The 20,037-nt window shown below is 55.5% G+C and carries 23 protein-coding genes; 11 read left to right on the top strand and 12 right to left on the bottom strand.

Features of this window, described 5'->3' with window-relative positions; translation table 11 throughout:
• Positions 1-11: 11 nt before the first annotated feature.
• The 4 genes from L6D82_RS19660 to L6D82_RS19645 form a co-directional block, all read right to left on the bottom strand.
• Positions 12-482 (bottom strand): arsenate reductase ArsC, encoded by a 471-nt coding sequence (locus L6D82_RS19660; protein ID WP_236191145.1) that lies wholly within the window; start codon positions 480-482, stop codon positions 12-14.
• A 9-nt stretch (positions 483-491) separates the two neighbouring features.
• Positions 492-839, bottom strand: a complete 348-nt coding sequence (locus tag L6D82_RS19655) for a metalloregulator ArsR/SmtB family transcription factor (protein ID WP_064381911.1) — start codon at positions 837-839, stop codon at positions 492-494.
• A gap of 103 nt (positions 840-942) precedes the next feature.
• Positions 943-1,590, bottom strand: a complete 648-nt coding sequence (locus L6D82_RS19650) for a hypothetical protein (protein ID WP_236191143.1) — start codon at positions 1,588-1,590, stop codon at positions 943-945.
• Positions 1,591-1,615: 25 nt separating this feature from the next.
• Positions 1,616-2,236, bottom strand: a complete 621-nt coding sequence (locus tag L6D82_RS19645) for a LysE family translocator (RefSeq protein WP_236191141.1) — start codon at positions 2,234-2,236, stop codon at positions 1,616-1,618.
• Here L6D82_RS19645 and L6D82_RS19640 point away from each other — a divergent pair.
• The 3 genes from L6D82_RS19640 (at position 2,229) to L6D82_RS19630 (ending at position 6,904) form a co-directional block, all read left to right on the top strand.
• Positions 2,229-4,094 carry a hypothetical protein gene (locus tag L6D82_RS19640; RefSeq protein ID WP_129972600.1) on the top strand — a complete coding sequence of 622 codons (1,866 nt, stop codon included), beginning with the start codon at positions 2,229-2,231 and terminating at the stop codon, positions 4,092-4,094. The genes L6D82_RS19645 and L6D82_RS19640 overlap by 8 nt on opposite strands.
• Before the next feature lie 298 nt (positions 4,095-4,392).
• On the top strand, positions 4,393-6,048 hold the full coding sequence (locus tag L6D82_RS19635) for an AAA family ATPase (RefSeq protein ID WP_129972599.1): 1,656 nt from the start codon (positions 4,393-4,395) through the stop codon (positions 6,046-6,048).
• Positions 6,041-6,904 carry a hypothetical protein gene (locus L6D82_RS19630; RefSeq protein WP_129972598.1) on the top strand — a complete coding sequence of 288 codons (864 nt, stop codon included), beginning with the start codon at positions 6,041-6,043 and terminating at the stop codon, positions 6,902-6,904. Before L6D82_RS19635 ends, L6D82_RS19630 begins: the two co-directional genes overlap by 8 nt.
• A 281-nt stretch (positions 6,905-7,185) precedes the next feature.
• Here the strand turns inward: L6D82_RS19630 and L6D82_RS19625 are convergent, their stop codons facing one another.
• Positions 7,186-7,653: a metallophosphoesterase family protein gene (locus L6D82_RS19625; RefSeq protein ID WP_236191139.1), complete on the bottom strand. Its 468-nt coding sequence runs from the start codon at positions 7,651-7,653 to the stop codon at positions 7,186-7,188.
• 170 nt (positions 7,654-7,823) lie between these two features.
• Here L6D82_RS19625 and L6D82_RS19620 point away from each other — a divergent pair, with 170 nt between their 5' ends.
• Both L6D82_RS19620 and L6D82_RS19615 read left to right on the top strand, forming a co-directional pair.
• The gene (locus L6D82_RS19620; RefSeq protein WP_085747577.1) at positions 7,824-8,063 is read left to right on the top strand and encodes a hypothetical protein; all 240 of its coding nucleotides are present in this window, start codon (positions 7,824-7,826) and stop codon (positions 8,061-8,063) included.
• Between the two features lie 286 nt (positions 8,064-8,349).
• Positions 8,350-8,826, top strand: coding sequence for a hemerythrin domain-containing protein (locus L6D82_RS19615; protein ID WP_007955324.1), 477 nt, complete (start codon positions 8,350-8,352; stop codon positions 8,824-8,826).
• 57 nt (positions 8,827-8,883) lie between these two features.
• Here the strand turns inward: L6D82_RS19615 and L6D82_RS19610 are convergent, their stop codons facing one another.
• Positions 8,884-9,693 (bottom strand): DUF1206 domain-containing protein, encoded by an 810-nt coding sequence (locus tag L6D82_RS19610; protein WP_085747437.1) that lies wholly within the window; start codon positions 9,691-9,693, stop codon positions 8,884-8,886.
• A 206-nt stretch (positions 9,694-9,899) separates the two neighbouring features.
• Between L6D82_RS19610 and L6D82_RS19605 the strand changes: the two genes are divergently transcribed.
• From L6D82_RS19605 to L6D82_RS19595, 3 genes are all read left to right on the top strand, one after another.
• Positions 9,900-10,130, top strand: a complete 231-nt coding sequence (locus L6D82_RS19605; RefSeq protein ID WP_085747576.1) for a hypothetical protein — start codon at positions 9,900-9,902, stop codon at positions 10,128-10,130.
• 106 nt (positions 10,131-10,236) lie between these two features.
• Complete coding sequence (locus L6D82_RS19600) at positions 10,237-10,476, top strand: hypothetical protein (RefSeq protein WP_085747436.1); 240 nt, start codon at positions 10,237-10,239, stop codon at positions 10,474-10,476.
• A 140-nt stretch (positions 10,477-10,616) separates the two neighbouring features.
• On the top strand, positions 10,617-11,468 hold the full coding sequence (locus L6D82_RS19595) for a LysR family transcriptional regulator (RefSeq protein ID WP_102718784.1): 852 nt from the start codon (positions 10,617-10,619) through the stop codon (positions 11,466-11,468).
• A gap of 5 nt (positions 11,469-11,473) precedes the next feature.
• On the opposite strand, the gene L6D82_RS19590 is transcribed toward L6D82_RS19595, so the two are convergent.
• Positions 11,474-12,928, bottom strand: coding sequence for an MFS transporter (locus L6D82_RS19590; RefSeq protein WP_236191136.1), 1,455 nt, complete (start codon positions 12,926-12,928; stop codon positions 11,474-11,476).
• Between the two features lie 229 nt (positions 12,929-13,157).
• On the opposite strand from L6D82_RS19590, the gene L6D82_RS19585 reads away from it, so the two are divergent.
• On the top strand, positions 13,158-13,916 hold the full coding sequence (locus L6D82_RS19585) for an SDR family NAD(P)-dependent oxidoreductase (RefSeq protein ID WP_236191134.1): 759 nt from the start codon (positions 13,158-13,160) through the stop codon (positions 13,914-13,916).
• Positions 13,917-14,245: 329 nt separating this feature from the next.
• On the opposite strand, the gene L6D82_RS19580 is transcribed toward L6D82_RS19585, so the two are convergent.
• The 4 genes from L6D82_RS19580 to L6D82_RS19565 all read right to left on the bottom strand — a co-directional run bounded on the left by L6D82_RS19580 (position 14,246) and on the right by L6D82_RS19565 (position 16,838).
• Complete coding sequence (locus L6D82_RS19580; RefSeq protein ID WP_102718781.1) at positions 14,246-15,163, bottom strand: AraC family transcriptional regulator; 918 nt, start codon at positions 15,161-15,163, stop codon at positions 14,246-14,248.
• A gap of 81 nt (positions 15,164-15,244) precedes the next feature.
• Positions 15,245-15,502, bottom strand: a complete 258-nt coding sequence (locus L6D82_RS19575) for an Atu4866 domain-containing protein (RefSeq protein ID WP_236191133.1) — start codon at positions 15,500-15,502, stop codon at positions 15,245-15,247.
• Between the two features lie 19 nt (positions 15,503-15,521).
• The gene (locus tag L6D82_RS19570; RefSeq protein ID WP_236191130.1) at positions 15,522-15,896 is read right to left on the bottom strand and encodes a hypothetical protein; all 375 of its coding nucleotides are present in this window, start codon (positions 15,894-15,896) and stop codon (positions 15,522-15,524) included.
• Between the two features lie 177 nt (positions 15,897-16,073).
• Positions 16,074-16,838, bottom strand: coding sequence for an SDR family NAD(P)-dependent oxidoreductase (locus L6D82_RS19565; RefSeq protein ID WP_011333890.1), 765 nt, complete (start codon positions 16,836-16,838; stop codon positions 16,074-16,076).
• 286 nt (positions 16,839-17,124) lie between these two features.
• On the opposite strand from L6D82_RS19565, the gene L6D82_RS19560 reads away from it, so the two are divergent.
• Complete coding sequence (locus L6D82_RS19560) at positions 17,125-18,069, top strand: AraC family transcriptional regulator (protein WP_236191128.1); 945 nt, start codon at positions 17,125-17,127, stop codon at positions 18,067-18,069.
• Between the two features lie 180 nt (positions 18,070-18,249).
• Positions 18,250-18,984 carry an SDR family oxidoreductase gene (locus tag L6D82_RS19555; RefSeq protein ID WP_085747428.1) on the top strand — a complete coding sequence of 245 codons (735 nt, stop codon included), beginning with the start codon at positions 18,250-18,252 and terminating at the stop codon, positions 18,982-18,984.
• 69 nt (positions 18,985-19,053) lie between these two features.
• Here the strand turns inward: L6D82_RS19555 and L6D82_RS19550 are convergent, their stop codons facing one another.
• A complete protein-coding gene (locus L6D82_RS19550; RefSeq protein ID WP_236191127.1) occupies positions 19,054-19,971 on the bottom strand; it encodes a bifunctional helix-turn-helix transcriptional regulator/GNAT family N-acetyltransferase in 918 nt (305 codons plus the stop codon).
• Positions 19,972-20,037 lie beyond the last annotated feature (66 nt).

The raw sequence follows: 20,037 nt of genomic DNA, 5'->3' as shown, positions 1-20,037 counted from the left end.
GTCGGCTCCGGTTACAGCGTGCTGATGCGGTCGAGCTCGCGCTTGAGGGCATCACGGTCAAGTTCGGCGAAGGGCAGGGCGAGGAAGGCTCGGCAGCGGGTTTCGATTCGGGCGAGAGTGGCGCGGAAAGCGGCGTCGATGGTTTCTTCATCACCGCGCACATCCGAAGGATCCTCCAGCCCCCAATGGGCTTTCAGGGCCGGGCCGAAGTACACCGGGCAGGCTTCACCGGCGGCCTTGTCGCACACGGTGATGACGATGTCCGGCGGGTTGTCCTCGAAGGCCTCGTTGCCCTTGCTGCTCAACCCGGCGATGGAAATACCGGCCGCCTGCAACGTGGTCAGGCTGCGCGGCAGCACCTGGCCCTTGGGGAAACTACCGGCACTGACTGCTTCGAAACCGGCCGGCGCCAGATGGTTGAACATCGCCTCCGACAGAATGCTGCGGCAGCTGTTGGCGGTGCACATGAATAAAACTCGCATGGTTGATCCTCAGCAGCAGGCAGACGTATTGAGCGGGCGATCGCCCATGGCCGCCAGCCGCGCGCTGTTTTCTTCCAGCCAGGCGGTGTTGGCGGCGAGCGTGGTTTCAAGCAGCGTGCGAATCCATGCCGGCAAATCAGGGTTGAGCCGGTAATAAACCCACTGGCCCTGACGGCGATCCAGCAACAGGCCGCAGGTGCGGAGTTGCGCGAGATGGCGGGAGATTTTCGGCTGACTATCGTCCAGCGCACAGACCAGTTCGCAGACACACAACTCACCTTCACGGGTGATCAGCAGCGTGGCCCGGGCGCGGGTTTCGTCGGCGAGGCATTTGAAAACGGAGGCGGGGTTGAGCATGACGATGCCTTGGGTACATATGGTTGTCCGAATATACGGATATCCATATGTAATGGGCAAGTCTTCTGTTTGATGTCTTTTGCGCGAGTGGTGTCAGAGAGGATCAAGCAAGGTAATGGGCCCGCGTGTCATGCAGTGGGCGGGCAGTGGCGAGCGTTCGTTTGACTGCTGCCAGTTCCGAACCTGCCAGACGCGTGCCGCCCAGTTTGCAGAAAACACCGCCCGGATCGATGTGCAACGAAAACAGGCCGATGATCTCGTTCCCGATGACTTTGACGATCAACTCCATGAACGCTTCATGCGGTGTGAGGGCGTTCAGATAGGTGAACTCCTCAACTGTAGCGCTGCCAGCCCAATGAATTTCATCCCAGGCCAGACGATCCAGGTGTATGAAGCTCTGCTGCCCCTGCAAATCCTCCGCAAGCGCTCGCAATACACTCACAAACAGCTCACGGTTCAGGATTTCGAGTTCGTATCGACCACGACCTGAGGGAGCAATGCCGACGACTCTGGTAGTCAGGAGATAGCTCTGCGTAATCTCAGATGGCTGCTCATCCCAGCCATTCAGATCGGAAATGGGCGGGCACCAAATGACCTGGAGGGTTTCACCAACGGTGATTGGCTCGTGGTAATCAAGCCGGGCCAGTGCGCGCTGACCGACACTTGGCACGAGGTCGTTCAGGTCAAGAATCGGGGCGCTGTAATCGATGCCGGAGTCTTTTGACCAGAACGTCGGTAAACAGATCTTCATGGATTGATAGTGATCCTTCAGGCCTTTAGCGCTTGCTGAACGCCAACCGCGCGGCAAACAGTACGAAAATCATCCCGGAGGTGCGATCCATCCAGCGAATCACCTTCTCGCGGCGAAGGAAACCGGACAACGGCTGCGTCGCGCCAATCAACACCAGCGACCAGATCAGCCCGAGCACCACGTGAATGCTCACCAGGCCGAACGTCCACGGCACCAGCGGCTGACCTTGCGGAATGAACTGCGGCAGAAACGACACGTAGAAAATCCCGATCTTCGGATTCAGCACATTCCCCAGCATGCCCTTGAAAAACCAGTTCGCCCCCGGCTTGCCGTCGGCCTCGGCCGGTGCCAGCGAACGGCGAGGGCGCAGCAGCATGTTCAACCCCAGCCACGCCAGATACGCCGCGCCGCAATACTTCAACAGGTTGTAGGCCAGCTCCGACACGGCAATCAACGCCCCCGACCCGAACGCCACCGCCGCGCCCCACAACAGACAACCGGCATTGATCCCCAGCGCCGCACGCAACGCCTGCTGCTTGCCTTCGACGGTGGCGGTGCGCAGCACCAGCGCGGTGTCGAGGCCGGGTGTCAGGGTCAGCAACGTGGCGGCGAGGGTGAAGGCGAGAAGGTTGTCGGCTATGGACATGGTGCGTGGGTTCCCTGTTCTGGATGGGGGAACGGTAGCGGTTTCAGGCGGGGGGATCCAGCAGTGCCGCTGGAATGATGTTAATTTGATGGCATACTGCGTCGACTTGAACGCGACACAGGAGCAGGACGTGAGCTTTTTTAAGGGAAAATTCGACTCGCTGAGCAACTTGGTTTCGGATGCGGTGGCAAGTAGCAAGGACGTGCTGAGCGATGCAAAGGATAAAAGTATCGAGTATTCGCAAAGGGTCTCCGACAGTGCTGTTGATATGTACTCAACAACCAGGAGCACGCTCACTGATGTCGCCGAAAGCACCGCGAACAGCACCGTAGTGACGGTGGCCAAAGAAAAGGCAATTGCGATCGGTGATGGTACGAAAGTAGCGTACGAGAAAGTAAGCGTCAGTATCAGCTCGGCCTACTCCAGCTCCAGCGAACGCGCGAAATCATACGCCAGTTTCAGCTCCGAGAAAGTCTCAGCCTATTTTTCAAAGACGATGGAAATCGATAAAGATACCGATCAAGTCGTTGCCGAGATCAAGGACAAGCTGCCAGTAAGGCCAAAGGATGTTGATCACATATTCGAGCAAACCAAACAGGAAGCCCTGCGCAGGGCTGTCTCTGCATTTTGCCTGGCGCCGGTGGTAGCGGGACTGGACAGGTCAAATGAGTTGAAGTATGCAAACTTGTCTCAGAGTTACGGTGAGTTTGCTGGTGACAACTGGCTTCATGGAAACAAGAATTTCTCGAAGTTGGCGGATGAGCGTTTCGAGACCCAGGAGAGACTCAAGAAATTTGCCGGGGTGCCGGGTGCAGTAGAGGCCAACAGACTCGAAAATGGCTATGACCCTGCACAGGGAAAAACTCTGGATCCGTTTTCGACAGACATCGAACACATCATTCCAAAGAAAGAAATTTATCAGGACATGATCCTGCGTCTGGCGACTGACGACGGGGAAATTATTGAGGCGATGAATTTCAGCGAGAATCTGATATTTGCCGATCAATCGCTGAATCGCTCGAAAAGTGATTTGGATCTGGTCCAGTACATCAAGAATCGAGGTACGCGTGATCCAGATGATTCGGACCGCATCATGTTCATTGTCGGCGTTGATAAGAAAGAAGTCTGGATTAGCGAGAAAGAAACCCTGGCCAAGTATGAAAAGGCGCAAGAGGAACTCGCAGCCCTTCGCCGCGAGGCCATGAAGGAAATAGGGCTGAGCGTGGCCAGCGCTGGCGCGCGAATGGCTGCTCAGCAAGTCGTCGGTCTGATTGTGACTGAAACGGTGGATATTTTTGTCGATGAGATCAAGGACGTCACCCAGAGCGGTCTGATCACCGATAAAAAGGGAATCATGGCTTCGCTCGACGAACGGAGAATGGCATTGGCGAACAAACTGAATGCTCGATTCGAGGAGCGTCAGATCATGCAGCGTGCCAAGGAGGCGGGTATCGAGGGTGGTATCGCTGGGGTATTGAGTTCAATTCCTCAGATATTGATTTCGATGTTGGTGAAGCTTCCAGCGCTTGTCCTGTCGATCATTCGGGAATGCACGCTTTCAACGGTTCGCTGTGTTCGGGTGATGCTGAGCAATCTTGAGGACAAGTACGAAAAAATTGGTGTGATTCTGTTTGGCGCTGCGACCACCGTGATCGGACTCTACGTTGCCACCACCCTTTCCAAGGCGCTGATGAGTGTGCCTCTGTTGAATTTGTTCAATCACTCGGTTGCTGATGTGCTCTCTGGTGTGTTGGTAACGGCGGTTCCGCTCGCTGCAATTTATGTGTTTGATCAAAATAAATCGAAATTCATGTTTAAGAGGGTCCACGAAGAAGATGTAGGTTTGGGCGCTGTTTAAATAATTTAATTAATGTTAATGGGGGTGTATTTATTGTTCGCAGAATAAGTACACCCATTTTTGTTTTTTATTACCCGGTTTTAAATATGGATGCGCTGGCTGTTAGTGGGTCGTTCGGAAAAAACTGAACTGTCGGAGTTCTGCGTTTTCAATTGTATGCGGCGTCGCAGTACAAAATAAAAAACACGCTGCTGAGTTTTTGCTTGAGGGCCTAAGGGTGTTTTGAATGAGAAGGGCATTCACTTTTCAGGGGCGCAGAAGAACATCCAAAATGTTAGGTGAATAAAGGAAGTTCACGATGAAGCAAGTGGTTGATGAGTCAAGGAATATAAAAGTAGTTTTTTATAAAGAGTTGCCCGAGTCGGAATTGCTGCGGGATAGTGTGATTTATATTTCGCCGGGGTTAGACAAGTGGAACGATTTCGGTTATAGAACGAAAGTTAAAATTCTAATTTATTTGAAGGGTCAGGGCGATGTAAGGGTTGATGGGTATATCGGTTTTATTACAAACTCCCCAAAGGACTTGAATGGGGTGGATAGGTTAAATGAGTTGCTGGAAGGCGGGAGCGCTGTTGTTTCGCCCGCTGCAATGGGGCATGATTTTTTTACAATGTTGCCCGATATGGAATCCTACCGAAGATTGTCTAGAGAATTTGGGGTTGATAATGCGGTTCTGATATTAAGATCGATAAATGACCTGGTGGTTTTGGGCGAGTTTAAAACGCAAGCAAATTGGTTGGCTTTGGCATGCGGGTCTGATGTTTTTCTAAAGTCTTTCATGAGGAATACGGAGTCTTTTTTTGCGTTCAATAATGCCGGCTCGATCCTTCGCGGTCAGGCATATGAGAGATTCCGTAATATGTCAAATAGCTTGAGTATTACCTTTCAGTTAGCGGGTAAGTTAAACCCGCATGAGATGTTATTCAGGTTTGGACACGATGAGGAACTGCCCAAGCGCATTGCGGTGGTCATTGGCGAAAATGGTGTTGGAAAAAGTCAGACGCTGGGGAGAATAGTTTACTCAGCTATAACGGGGAGTCTGGATCTGAAGGACGCTGATACCCATCAGCGTCCAACATTTAATAGAATATTAGCGTTTGCACCTACCAATGAAACCGGGTCGGTGTTCCCGAGCGATCGACGAAAACGTTCGCGAGTCTGGTACAAAAGATTCGCTCTTAACCGGGCCGGCGCGTCGCAAAGAGCTAGAGGTCGTGTTTCAGATTCAATCATTCAGGTTTTACGTTCGGAAGAATACCTAGGTGATTTTTCAAGGTGGAATTTGTTTTTGGAATCCTTGGAAGCCATTAACAGGCGACAAGAGATCTGTCTTCAATATAAGGACGAGGTTGGAGGTTTTGTGGCGCTGGAGGAATTGAGCGTCAACGGTGATGAGCGGGCGCTGAATATTTATGCGTCTATTGATTCTCGCAAAGACCCCGTTAGAGTTATTGATGGTGTGGGGTATCCATTAAGCAGTGGTGAAATTTCATTTTTAAGGTTTGCTGCTCAAGCCAGTCTGTATGTGGAAAACGGTTCGCTATTATTGCTTGATGAGCCAGAAACACATTTGCACCCTAGTTTTATAAGCAAGTTTGTTGATTTGCTTGATCGCTTGCTTGAGTTGACGGGTTCGGCAGCTGTTATTGCAACGCACTCTGTATATTTTGTAAGAGAGGTGTTTCCCGAGCAGGTTTCCGTGCTTAGAGTTAACAGTGAAGGGCGTGTCGAGACGCCGGTTACTGCGTTGCAGACATTTGGGGCGGATGTTGGGGCTATATCGTATTTTGTGTTTAATGAAGATAAACCATCAAATTTGGCGTTGAAGGTCGAAAGGCGACTGTTGGAGATTTATGACCAGTGGGAGGAGTTGTATGACGATTACAAAGACAAGCTTTCTTTAGAGGTTTTGAGTTCGTTGCGCCGTGCCTTGGAGACGAAAACCAATGAATAAATTGTCTCGGCCTTCCTATGATGATGTTTCGGCTATCGTCGCTCTTTCAGGAAATTTGCGTACAAAAAGTCACGCAGCGATCAGGTCTTCACTTTCGGTTATTCGGTATAACTATAATCAGTATATTTTTGCGGAAGGTAATGCTTTTGTCGTTTCTCCTGTAAGGATTTCTGCGGCAACGGGTGCCTTTTTGAAAGGTCACTATGCTTCGCCTCCTAAAGAGTTGAAGTATATAAAAGAAATGAGGGATAAAAGCAGGTATTTGGGCTGCCCTATGTGTGGATCCTTGCTAAGTGGTACTTTAGATCACGTGTTGCCCAAAGAGATTTACCCTGAGTTTTCGGTGTTTTCCCAGAATCTTGTTCAAGCATGTCAGTGTAATTCTCTACGAAAAGAAACGTTGATGGGTGTAGGGAATGAAAGAATTCTGCACCCGTACTTTGATGGGTGTTTGTCCGAACGTTTGATTACCGCGCGCTTTGAAGATCTTGGTCCTGTTCCTAGAGTAACGGTAGCGCTTTCTGTTGATGCAGCGCACCACAATTACTCAGCAGTTTCGTTTCACGTCCGAGAGGTGGTATTAAAAACAGGAATTGTTGGGTATTTGAGCACGCAGTGGGGCAGCTTAATACGAAAGCCAAGTTTGGTTATAAGGTCCCTTGAGGAAAATCCAGGCACTTTGATTGAATTGGAAGCGGCGTTGATTAAGGAGCGAGATACCATCGATGATGCTCGAGGTGGTCGAAATACGTGGGACTCCGTATTTATAAGCGGCTTGCTGGATCCGGTGGTGTCTTTGTGGATATTCCAGTCAATGCATAAGCCAGGAAGAATGGCAAATGGTCCATTAGCTTAGACCCAATAAAAGAGTGGTGAGTTGATGGCCATATGGAGGTGGCCATTCTAGGTCTCTAGGATACGCGGCGCGTCGAGGACGCTTTACGCATGGTCAAGGAGGCCAAAAGAATTACATACGAAGGCAGCGGTGCGACAGGTAAGCAGGCTACCAAACCGATCTTTTTTTTTAAGTGGATATAGCCGAATTCAATGCGAATTCGGACGCATCAATTCTTGAAAATGAATAGTCGCCTAATTTCGGCACGGGCTTCCGTTGGATTTTCGGTAACGGTAGCGGTTTCAGGCAGGGGGATCCAGCAGGGAAATCAGGCGCGGTTCGATGCGGTCGGGTTGTATCTCGAGGATCGCCAGCGTGACCGGCAATTTGAAACGCCGAGGGCCGGCGCTGCCGGGGTTGACGTAGAGACGCTCACCGCGCCATTCGATGCGGGGTTTGTGGGAGTGGCCGGTGATGATGAGCCTGATGCCCGGATCGAGATCGGCGGGAACGTCGGCGATGTCGTGGACGAGGAGGGTTGGCCAGCCGTTGAGGGTGAAGGTCAGGAGGTCGGGAAGGTTTTCGGCCCACGGGCTGTTGAGGTCGTTGTTGCCGCGCACGGCGTGAACGGGGGCTATTTTGGCCAGATGGGCGAGGATGTCCGGGTTGCCGATGTCGCCGGCGTGGATGATCTGGTCACAGCCCTGGAGCGCGGCGAGGGCTTCGGGGCGGAGAAGGTTGTGGGTGTCGGAGATCAGGGCGGTTTTCATGGATATCTCCGTTGACGTTTTGAAAGACGAATTGCTGGTTCGGTTATATATGAAGCCATTTAACGGTATCAAATAATTTGAACGGCTTCAGGACGCTCTCGCCTAATGATCAGCTTGTGGAAAAATTCATAGGCAATGTGCCAATACCGGCACTTCGAGAGGTGGTCGACGTGGCTAAAGAAGAGAAGAAAAATAAAGGTGAGTCCTCGAAAAATGCCAAGGAATTGAAAGACAAAAAATCGTCCCCGACGAAAAAGTCAGCGGCAGCCTCGGCGCTTGCCAAATCGTCCGAAAAGAAAGACAAGAAGAAAGATGCCGAACCAAAAAAATCTGACAAGAAAGCTGATGGTAAATCAACCAAAGCTAAGAAATCAGACAAAGCAGAAAAACCGGCGAACAAGAAAAAGTGATATCAGCTAGGGCTACTGGCCCTAGCGTCCTCCACCTGTATTTCCAATCATTATTACCTCTCGCAGCCGTTGCCGTGTATTGGTTCACTTCCGCTATTTGCAAGAACCTCAACCCCTGCTCATGCAGAGTGCATGCTTATATTTGGCCATCATATTGCGCAAGCCGTTGATGTTTAATGCCATTTAAAAGCTGAGGTGCTGGCACAAAATATGCGAGATCTATCTGGAATAACGCAAGAATTGCCGACCTGGATCGGCGAACAATAATCCGTGATAGAGGCCTCAAATGAACGCCATCGACCTTCTGAAAACTGACCACGAAAAAGTTAAAGGCATCCTGAATCAACTCAGTGAATCCACCGATCGCGCATTAAAAAAGCGGGCGGAGTTGCTGGACAAGCTTGAACTGGAAATTACCATTCATACCCAGCTCGAGGAGCAGATTCTGTATCCGGCTTTCAAGGAAGCAGGCGGTAAGGAACAGGATGAGATGTACTACGAGGCGAAAGAAGAACACCGCACGGTAGATTCATTGGTATTGCCAGACCTGAAGTCCACCGATCCTTCTACACCCGAGTTCGCCGGCCGCGTGAAGGTGGTCAAGGAGCTTTTGGAACACCATATCGAGGAAGAGGAAACCGAGATGTTTCCCCAGGCCAAAAAGCTGCTGGGCAATGCCAAGCTCGAGGAGTTGGGCAAGGAAATGGAAGTGATGAAGGCTTCACTGAAGAAAAGCCTCAGCGGGTCGAATATGGCGGCCTGAACGAATAGATAGACGGACCTGCGGCGCGATCAAAAGCCCGGCGTAATGCCGGGCTTTTCATTTGGCTACGCCTGGCACATCCATGTTTATCTTGCGCCAACACGCTTCAGAGAAACTGTAGACCGAGAAGGCAATCAGCCCCAGAGCCATCACCATCAAGACAAGCCATCCAGCGGGTAGATTCTGGAGTGCGTCCAGCGCTTCCTTCATGCCGGGTGGGTCCATTGCTTGATAAGCGGAACCGCTCACTGCCAGCAGCAAAGCAGTTTCTATAAACACGACTCCGCGGGCGATCAGGCCGAATTGTGACACCGGACGGACGTAACGCATGACCTCGTCGTCGGCCTCAAAATACTTTTCGAACGAAGCCTTCCATCCCTTGATGATGTGAGCCACTCCAACGCCCAGTGGTATGAGCGCGATCAGATACAACAATAAATTCGAGTGCTCCCACGACAGAAGATGCGCCAGCCAATCCTTGGTTTGCTCTCCTGAATGGCTCGAGTTTCGGGTGCCGCTCACGAGCAGGCCCAATGCGAAGAACGCGAGAGCACCGTTGACCAAACCTCCTGCAAACAGGCCTGCACGAATCACCAGACCCTTGAATTGCGTGCCGTGATGATCGACATCGCGTACGGCTTGCAGGACACGCCATGCCGAAAATGCAAGCAGACCCGCCACCACAAGTCCCACCAGAAAATAGCCGAACGGTTGGCTCAGCAAGGCCTCCAGGCTCTTGTGACTGTCCTTCGGTTTTGTCGAGTCATGGGCTGCCATCAAGGCAAATATACCGATGATCAAATAGAGCATTCCGCGGGAGGCGTATCCACCCCGAGCGAGTATTACCAGGTTGCGCTGCGCGGACATTGGATTTACTTCCGAGAGGTCATAAAAGAGCAGACCCTCCTTTCTGGAGGGGGTTCTATTACAAGTCGTAGATGATCGCGCAAACTGTGGTCCCAAGGGCGATGTGAGCTGTTGTTGCGGGCTGAACGATCCTGACCCATCATTTGGGTTTCAGCGGTTATCGCTGTCGTGTATTGGATGTCGAATTGAAGGTATTGGGTGGCGATGTGGAAGGCGTAGTGTTGGGCGAGAAGATTCAGCGTGAAGCAGATCGACTGCTGGCGCAGATTGTCCGGGCAGATTCGATGATCATTGCTGTCAAGGCAGGGGCGCGGGCGGATGGATTCGTGCTGGGACTGGAAACCGGCGGAGCTTTGCGTGCCGGCGATGCCGAACGGCTGTACATCATTTTTGAAGCCGCACTGGTCGAGCGTCTGAAGTCCTTGTCGCGAGGCTGATCAGATCACGTGACTGGATCGAAATTCATGAACAGTCATCTGCTTGAACTATAAGCTGACCACTCAGTCAGGATAGGTGCCGATTACCATTCTGAGGGTGTCATCCATGCTCAATTACACGATCACGTACCTGTTCAACGACCAGCCCCGTACCCATCAGCTCGAACTGAAGCAGCCTGAATTGCCCATTCAGGACGCGGCCATGCACTTGTTGCAGTTACATTTCGGGGATGGCGAGAACAGCCTGATCATGCCTGACGCAGACTCGACACCTGAGGAGATTATCGAGCAGGCGAGTCTGGTCGGAATCACTCGAATCGAAGTGGTGGATGCCTTAGGCGAGTAGGGTGATCCGCTCCGACTGAGCCAACGTTCATTTCAAAGCCACTGCTCTTGATAATGGTTTCGAAGCACGTGGTTAAGGGTATTGCTGCGGGACGGCCATTGTTGCAACCTCATCGTTCATTTTCAGTATGGGACGAGGGCATGGACTGGAGTGACATGCGGGTCTTCCTGGCGATTGCCCGCAGTGGCTCGCTCGGTGGTGCCGCCAGGCAGTTGGGGGTCAGTCACCCGACCGTCGGGCGGCGCCTGCAGGTGCTTGAACAAACCAGCGGGCAAACCTTTTTCCTGCGGACGGCTCAAGGGCTGGTGCTCACGGATGTTGGTGAGAGGATTCTCAGTCTGGCGCAGGACATGGAACACAGCGCCTTGGCCATCGAGCGTCGTCTGGCAGGACATGGCGATCAGCCGGAAGGCCTGTTGCGCATATCCTCGGCCGACTGGTTCGCCTGCCATGTGTTGGCGCCGGTCCTGAGCGAACTGGTGCAACGGTATCCGTTGATCGTTCCCGAAGTCATCGCCGGGCATCGTCTGTTCGACCTCGCTCGCCGGGATGCCGACATCGCCTTCCGGATCGTGCCTTTCACCGAACCCGACATCGTCCACCGCAAGCTGACAACCCTGACTTACGGACTCTACGCCGCTTTGCATGCTCCGGCGCCGCAGCCGGACGGTGAAGGCCTGGGGCTGATCCTCATGAACGTTGCCCAGGCTCATTACCCCGACGTGCATTGGTTGCAGCAGCGGTATCCGCGGGCCCGAACAGTGTTCACCAGCAGCAGCCGTACAGTTCAGGCGCAGATGTGCGCGAAGGGGCTTGGCGTTGCCGTCTTGCCCCGCGTCCTCGGCGACTCCATATCAGGACTGCGCCTGCTGGATGAGGATGAGCCGCCACCAGGGCGGGACATCTGGATGGGTTATCACCAGGACATGCGTCAGATGGACCGGCTGCGTGCGCTGGCCGACCTCGCTTCCAGCATGATCGGCGCGGGGTAGCCCCCTCAGGTCAAACGGACAGCCGATACCTCCGGTACATGCACTGGCTGGCGCGCTAACGTCAGGCTTATCGCTGCTCCCACGGCCAGACAGACGGCGATACACAGTACAGCGATAGTGAACGCGTAAGCGATGCTGACTTCCGTAGCCGGTTCTCCCAGCAAGGTATAAAAGACACCGCCAATCAGCGCGACGCTCAGCGATGTGCTGATTTGCAGCGTTGCACTGGTGATGCCTGCGATCATTCCGGCATACGCCGGCGCGACCCGCCCCGTGACTATGCGCATCAGCGTCGGCAGGCCCAGGCCTTGTCCCAGCCCGATGAGGAACAGGATGATCGTGAGTGATGTGAAGGGCGGGGCGAGGGTGGTCGGTGTCACTGACACGAGCCAGCCCAGCCATAGCAGTCCGAAAACCTCCAGTCCCATGCCTATGGGATTCACGTAGCCCCCGAGGATGCGTCTGAGTAGAGGGACCGACAGGGGGCCGAGCAGAAACCCAGCGCCGAACGGCAGGAAAATCAGCCCGGCATGCAGCGCGGTCATATGCAGCGCGCCTTGCAGGTAAATCGAAAACATCAGAAAAAACACACCGATTGAATAGAAGCAAAGCGCGACCAGTAGCGCTCGCCCCAGGCCCGGTGCTTTCAGTACGGCCGGTGCGAGGATGGGGGTCCCACCAGTTCGGTGCAAGCGGTTCTCGTAGCGCCAGAACAATACCGCCAGCACAGGGCTGGCGGCCAGTGAAAGCCATGCCCACAACGGCCATCCCGCCTCGCGACCTTCAATCAAAGGCACGACCAGAGCGGTCAGGGTCAGCATCGAAAATGCTGTGCCCACCAGATCCAGCTTGTTGGCATGCTGCGCACGGGTTTCTTTCAGCACAGGGATGCCGAACGCAATCACCAGCAATGCAATCGGTAGATTAACGAGAAAAATCGCCCGCCACCCCATGCCCAAAACGTCGATTTCAATCAAAAAGCCGCCCAGTGCCTGACCGATCACGGATGCCAGCCCAAACACGGCTCCGTACAGGCTCAATGCCAATGGTCTTTCCGACGCCGGAAAAATCGCCTGCACCGATGCGAGCGCCTGAGGAGCCATTACGGCGGCGGTCACCCCCTGCAAGGCTCGGCCGAGGATGAGGATCCACGGCGAACCTGCCACGCCACACAACAGTGACGCGGCGGCAAAACCCAGCAGGCCAAGGAAGAACATCCGCCCGCGACCGTACAGGTCGCCGAGTCGCCCGCCGGTAATCAGCGTCACGGCATAGAGCGTCGCGTAGGAAGAAATCACCAACTGCTCGGCAGAGGAACCTGTCCCCAAGTCGTCCTGTATCGAGGGCAGCGCGACGTTGACGATAAAAAAATCCAGGGGCGGTAGAAACGCACCGACGAGCAAGATGGCAAACATCAACCAGCGCCGGGGTTCGGACACTTCGATTTCGATTCGAGACATGACAGGCATCCTGTAGGGAAACTCAGGTTTGACGACAAGTGAAAGGCAAGGCTTCGCGCCCGCTCGGACCAAGTCATGGGTCCCAATTTAGGGAGTCACTCCTGCGTTTTCGCCTTACAAAACTGCACGATCAATGTTCATTCCTGTCAGTGCCGCTCTGCTCCGATGACGCTCACCATGAGCAAGGTCGTTTCAGACGACCCCTTTTTCAACGACCGAGGAGTCAGACATGTCAGGAAAATTCAGCGATCAGGTTGCCGTAGTGACCGGCGGTTCCACGGGGATCGGATTTTCCATTGCGCAAGCCTTGATCGCCGAGGGCGCCAAACGCGTTTACATCACTGGACGGGCAGCGGTAATGCTGGAGGCGGCGGTTGCCAGACTCGGCGACAAAGCTGTCGCGGTGGTTTCCGACGTCTCGCGCCAAGCCGATCTCGACGCGCTCAAAGCGACAATCCAGGCGCGGGACGACCGGCTTGACGCGGTGTTCGCGAATGCCGGGATCTGTGAGAAAAATCCCCTCGGAGAGACCAGCGAGGCTGCTTACTACGCCATGTTCGACGTGAACGTGAAAGGCGTTTTTTTCAGCGTTCAAACACTTCTTCCCTTGATGAAAGACAATTCGTCCATCGTCTTGACCGCCTCGATCTGCTCCAGCAATGGTATGGAGGGATTGAGTCTGTACAACGCGTCGAAGGCGGCGGTGCGATCATTTGCTCGCACGTGGGCCAACGAACTCAAGGACCGCAAAATCCGCGCAAATGTGTTGAGCCCTGGCTTCACACGCACGCCGCTGATGGACAACGGGCTGAAAATGAGCGAGACCGACATCGCTGCGCTACGCCAATACGTCGAGCAAATCACGCCACTGGGCTACATGGCACAACCTGAAGAAATCGCCAGCGCGGCACTGTTTTTGGCCTCGGTCGACGCCAGATATGTGAACGGCGTGGAACTGATGGTCGACGGTGGTTTGTCGCAAATCTGAAGTCTCTGTCGCTGCGAACGGCTTGTTCCACGACATAAAAAGAGGGCGGACACTGGAGATTGGACCTGGTCACAATCGGCAACGTTTGCTCTGGCCGATAGCTGCCGTCCACCATGGCAGCTTCGGTCAACACTCATTCCTCAGCCGGCGGACTCTGGCGTAGTCGTAGGCAATGACGCAAGGCGTTGTAGCCTTGAGGAAGTAACGCAGAGTGTCTTTAAACAGCGAAAGCCGAAACCCTTAAACAACCTCCGATGGCTCCTTCAATAACCTTCGTATTGGATCTTTGCCCGGCGCTCTGCTGCTCTGAACCGGCTCCGGCCAGGCCATCACGCAGGATGCCGGACCCGGCTGGCATCTCTGGAGGGCGGGCACCCGAACTGGCGACTGTATTCCCGGCTGAATTGCGACGGGCTTTCGTAGCCCACTCGATAACAGGCGCTCGCCACATCCAGCCCTTCGCCGAGCAACAGGCGGCGGGCTTCCTGCAGGCGCAGTTGTTTCTGATACTGCAGCGGACTCATGGCTGTCACCGCCTTGAAGCGATGATGCAATGTGGAGTTGCCCAAATTGGCGACCCGGGCGAGTTCTTCGATGCGCAAGGGTTGGGTGTAGTGGTTGTTCAGCCAGTCGATTGCCCGTGTTACTCGCCGTGTTTGCGAGTCGCCGAGGGCAAGCTCGTACAGACGACGGCCGTGCACACCCCGCAGGAGGCGGTAATACAACTCGCGAAGGGCGAGCGGTGCCAACATGCCGATGTCTTTCGGTGTTTCCAGCAGCCGGACCAGCCGCAGCATGGTTTCCAGCAGGGGTACATCGACTTTCTCAAGAAAAAGGCCAAGCTCCGGCTCGTCCGGGACGCCTGCCGGCGGAGCGTCGGCGATGACCTGAGCGATTTCCGTGGGCTCGAAATCAAACCGGATACACAGGTAGGGCGCCTCCGGGCTGGCCATCAGCACGCGACCGGACACCGGAAGGGTGACCGAAACCACCAGGTAGCTGAGGGGGTCGTAAAGGTACTGGTCGTCACCCAGGCCGATTTCCTTTTGTCCTTGCACGATCAGGCAAAGTGCCGGTTTGTGCACGGTATGGATCAGCTCCGAAGGTGCATCGAAACGGATGACATGCAGGGGCGCTATGGCGGTCTCATAGATCCCGGGTGTGGTAAAGCGTTGCGTCAGCAGGCGAACCAGTTCGTCACGGTAGACGGCTGTGTTTTGAAGGATGAAAGCATCGCTCTGTTCCATTTCAAGGCTCTCACAAGTGTTGATGAACGTCTGCCTGAAGCTTTTCAGGCAGACGATATTCGCCCGACATCATCAAAGTACTCATTGCCGATACAGGATCATTCCGGCGTGATACAGCACGTCGTCATGAAAGTGGCCGTCAGCGGTGAAGCCGGTGTCGTCCCAGTACTGGATGTAATCACCGACCAGTTCGTAGCGGCCCTGATAGGCGCTCTTGTTTTTACCACGGGCCTCGTCGTAACGACCACTCGTCAGAAGCTCATGACGGATGAATCCATCCGCGGTAACCCACATGCCTGCGTAACGATGGTCCTGAGTGGTTTTTTTGGCATCTTTCATCACTTTTCTCCTCGGATTTTCAGACTGAGCCGATACGGCCCAAAGCCGTGCGATCAGAGCCGTTTTCGGCAACGCGAAAACCCGGAGTGCGATCACTGCCACCTTCAGTTACGCGCATGCCGGGCGTACGGTCCGAACCATCTGCGGCAACGCGGAACCCTGGAGTGCGATCACTGCCGCCTTCAGTGACGCGCATGCCTGGCGTGCGGTCCGAACCGTCTGCGGCAACGCGGAACCCGGGAGTGCGATCACTGCCGCCTTCACTCACGCGCATGCCGGGAGTTCGATCAGCACCGTCAGCGGCCAGGAACAGGCTGGTCGAGGAAAGGTTGATCGCGCAGGCCACCATCGCGCCGATCACCAGTGAAAGGGAAAGCCGTTTTGCGTTTTTCATTGTTCAGTCCTCATTGACGTTGTTCATCTGAGCGGCCTGCCGTGGCCTGTGTGTGCATCCGTTGCGTGCTTTCAGATTACGTAGCCGAGCGCAGCGGTGTTAGGACGAAACTGCCGCAGATTTGCCTGATCCTCTCGGGTAGGTCGGGCATGTCCTGCGGCGCGTTTGTGCTGCGGCTCAGCCGGCCGTGACCGTCATGCCGCCGTCGGCCATGACCACCGAACCGACCATGAAGCTGGCCCGGTCCGAGGCGATGAACGCGACCACTTCGGCGATTTCTTCCGGTTGGGCGGCGCGGCCGATCGGTGCCGCTTCGCCATGTTGGGCGAGAAAGGCAGGGCCGTCGTCGACCACATTGTTGAGGATGTTGGTCACCACATCACCGACACCGACAGCATTGACGCGGATGCCGTGGCCAATGACCTCAAGCGCCAGGGTGCGCGTCAATTGGGCCAGCGCGCCTTTGGAGGCGGTGTAGGCGGCAATGGTGGGGAAGGCGAAATAGGAGGCGTAGGACGCGATGTTGACGATCGATCCGGACTTGTTGGGCATCATCGCTTTGACCGCCTCCCGGCTATGCAAAAAGGCCGCCGTGGCGTTGACCGCCTGAATGCGTTCCCAGTCTTCGCGGGTCATGTCGATGACCAGTTTATTGATGATGATGCCGGCGTTGTTGACCAGAATGTCCAGCCGCCCGAATTGCTCGACGGCCAGGGCGACCGCGCGCTCGGCTGCCCCGTCCTGAGTGATGTCGGCCACCAGGGGGACCAGGCCGGGGCGGGCCAGTGCTTCGACCTCAGGGTTTATATCTTCAGCAATGACCTGGGCGCCGCGGGCATGCAGCAGCAGTGCGATGGCCTTGCCGATGCCACTGGCCGCGCCAGTGACCAGTGCGACTTTACCGGCCACTTCGTTTGGGGTGCTGTTCTTGAAGTCGGTCATGATGTTCTCCAGCGTTTTCGATCGAGTAGGGATAAGCCGTGTCGGCGCCGGCGAGGCGCTTTCATCGGCGACGGGCCTACTGTCTCGCAGCGAGGCAAAGTCGGCTTTCGTGAGATTGCCCACGCTGTCGGGGTTTTGCGCTGAATGTCAGTGAGGGAGGTTCGGTGCTCGATTCAACCCACGGGAAAAGCCCGATATCATCGAGCCGGTCTGCGTGACACGGCGTGCGGGCAAGCATCCGAGACCTGTCTGGCTTCGCACAGCCGAATCTGAAAAGGACGAGTTCATGGCAAATACCGGGCGTACCTCCCAGGACGCGTTGTCGACATCCTCTCGAGACTTGCGCATCACCGGCGAGTCGATGGGTGAGTTCCTGCCAGGTGAACCCCAGGCGTTACCCTCGCGCCCAGAAATCACGGACGTGGTGATTCAGCTGTTTACCCATCGCAGCGTTACTGAGCCCATTCTCGTGCCTGCAGTGGTGGAACCGCTGCTCGTTCTGGTTCTGGCCGGGGCGGCGACGGTAGAGGAGCGCGCATTGGGGGGCGAGTGGGAAGCGGCCGAGGTCAGTGCCGGCGATTTTTTCCTCACCAGTTCCGATGAGCCGTATGAAATGCGCTGGCAGACGCACGGAGGCGATACCTTCGAAGTCATGCATCTTTATTTGGGGCTGCCCTTGATCGAGCAAGCGTCTCGAGAGCTGTCGGGCCAGCACGCCGGGCCTGTGCGTTTGCGCGATGTTTCAGGGGCACGGGACGGGCGCGTCGCGTTTGTCATGGAGCAGTTGCGCACCGAGCTGCTTCTGGAACGCTCGCCCAGCGCGCTTTTCGCCCGCTCTCTGGCGCAGGCGCTGGCCGTGCATCTGGTGCGCAGCTATCTCGCTGAAAGCCAGCCCGGGCGTCGGGTCAACGCCTTGCAAGCCTACAAGTTGCGCAAAGTCACGGACGCCATGCGCGCGCATCTGAGCGCTGAATTCAGCCTGGCAACATTGGCAAGCCTTGCCGAGCTGAGCGAATACCACTTCAGCCGCCTGTTCAAGCGGGCGACGGGGCTGTCGCCATCGCAGTACTTCATTCGCATGCGTATGGTTCGTGCGCGGCACCTGCTACTGGAAACCCGCCTTAGCATCATCGACGTCGGGCTGGAGGTCGGCTACTCGAGCCCCAGTCACTTCTCGCAGGTCTTTCGGCGTGAAGTGGGTGTAACGCCCAGCGAGTTCCGTGGGGCGTGAGCGGCGCTTCATCACAAATTTGCAAGCGATGCACACAGACACGAATAGGCAAAAGTTGCGCAGGTTTCGGCACGCGCCGACGAGGCCCGTGCCCTTAATCTTTTCGACGTACCCCGCAGCAACGAACGCGTCTTCAGCGGTCGGTGCTGAACCTCAATGCAGACAGCAGGAGCTACGGATATGTCGAACATTCAAAACAAAGTCGTCCTGATTACCGGTGCAAGCAGTGGTATTGGCGAAGCAGCGGCTAGGTTGATCGCTGCCAAAGGCGCGCATGTGGTCCTCGGTGCCCGCCGTACCGAGCGTCTGGACAGACTGGTCAGCGAGATCCAGGCCGAAGGTGGTTCAGCAAGTGCCTGCGCACTGGACGTTACGGATCTGCAATCGATGCACGCCTTCGTGGCGTTCGCCAAGACGCAACATGGCAAGGTCGATGTGATCATCAACAACGCGGGCGTGATGCCGTTGTCTCCCTTGGCCTCGTTGAAGGTCAACGAATGGAACCAGATGCTCGATGTCAACGTGCGTGGCGTACTGCATGGTATTGCCGCCGTCCTGCCGGACATGCAGGCGCAGGGTTTCGGTCAGGTCATCAATATCTCGTCGATCGGTGGCCTCGCGGTTTCTCCGACCGCCGCGGTGTACTGCGCGACCAAATTCGCGGTCAGGGCTATCTCGGATGGTCTGCGCCAGGAAACGGACAAGATCCGCGTCACCGTGGTGTGCCCGGGCGTCGTCGAGTCCGAACTGGCCGATACGATTTCCGATGAGGTGGCCCGCGAGGAAATGAAAGCCTTCCGCCGTGTGGCGCTGAATGCAGACGCCATTGCGCGAGCGCTCGCCTATGCCATCGAACAGCCCGACGATGTCGATGTGAGTGAAATCGTGGTTCGTCCGACTGCCAGTCCGCACTGAGCCGTTCCGGGCGCAATCACCCGTGGTTTGTGCCCCGTTCTGCCTGGCTATAAAGACTGGGCATAGACCTCACAAAGCAATCGCCCACGTCTGACTGACCAAATCCTTGCCGAAGCTGTGAATCGGCTCTTCCTCGACCAACTCAAACCCCGCCCGCTGGTATAACCGGCGGGCATCCACCAGATTGCTGGTAGTCCACAGAATCATCTTTTTGTAGCCGACATCCCGGGCAAAGCGCAGACATTCCTCGACCAGCCGATTGCCGATCCCCAAACCCCGCGCACTGGCATCCACGTAGAGCATGCGCAGTTTCGCGGTGGTTTCGTCGTGGCGGATGACGAACACCGAACCCACCACCTTGCCGTCCTTCTCCGCGATCCAGCAGCGCTCGCCGGCTGGGTCGAATTCGCGCAGGTATTTGGCGACGACCTCTGACACCAGCGCTTCGAACTCTGAATTCCAGCCGTATTCACGGCTGTAGATCGCGGTTTGCTGATGCACCACCAGACCCATGTCACCGGGCTGCGGATCGCGCAGCAGATAGGTCGTCGGCTGGCCGCCCTCGAGTAGCGTCTGGATCTGCTTCATCGACGCGATCAGTTGCAGTTGCTGCGGTTCGGACAGGCGTTCGAGCAGGGTGATGACTTCTTGTCGCGAGGCTTGCTCCAGCGGGGCGAGGATCTTGCGGCCGAGGTCGGTGATGTGCAACTGACTGGCGCGGGCGTCGGTCGTGGAGGGGACTTTCTGGATCAGACCTTTTTTGTCGAAACCGCTGATGAGGCGACTCATGTAGCCCGCGTCGAGGCCGAGTATCTGGCGCAGGTCGGTGCTGGTCAGATCGCCCTGGGACGCGAGTTCGTAGAGGATGCGCAGCTCGGTCAGCGAGTAGTCGCTTTGCAGCAAGTGTTCCTGCAACACGCCGATCTGATGGGTGTAGAAACGGTTGAACTGCCGGACGATGTCGGCGCGGTCGGTGATTGTGGACATGGCGTGATGCTCATATGTTTGCTTTAGGCAACTATATAGTTGCCTGAGGCAAGCAAGTCAAATGAA

It is taken from the genome of Pseudomonas paraglycinae (assembly GCF_021601625.1).
Lineage (GTDB): Bacteria > Pseudomonadota > Gammaproteobacteria > Pseudomonadales > Pseudomonadaceae > Aquipseudomonas > Aquipseudomonas paraglycinae.
The sequence above is the reverse complement of the archived record's forward strand: the minus strand, read 5'-3'. Positions and strand labels throughout refer to the sequence as shown.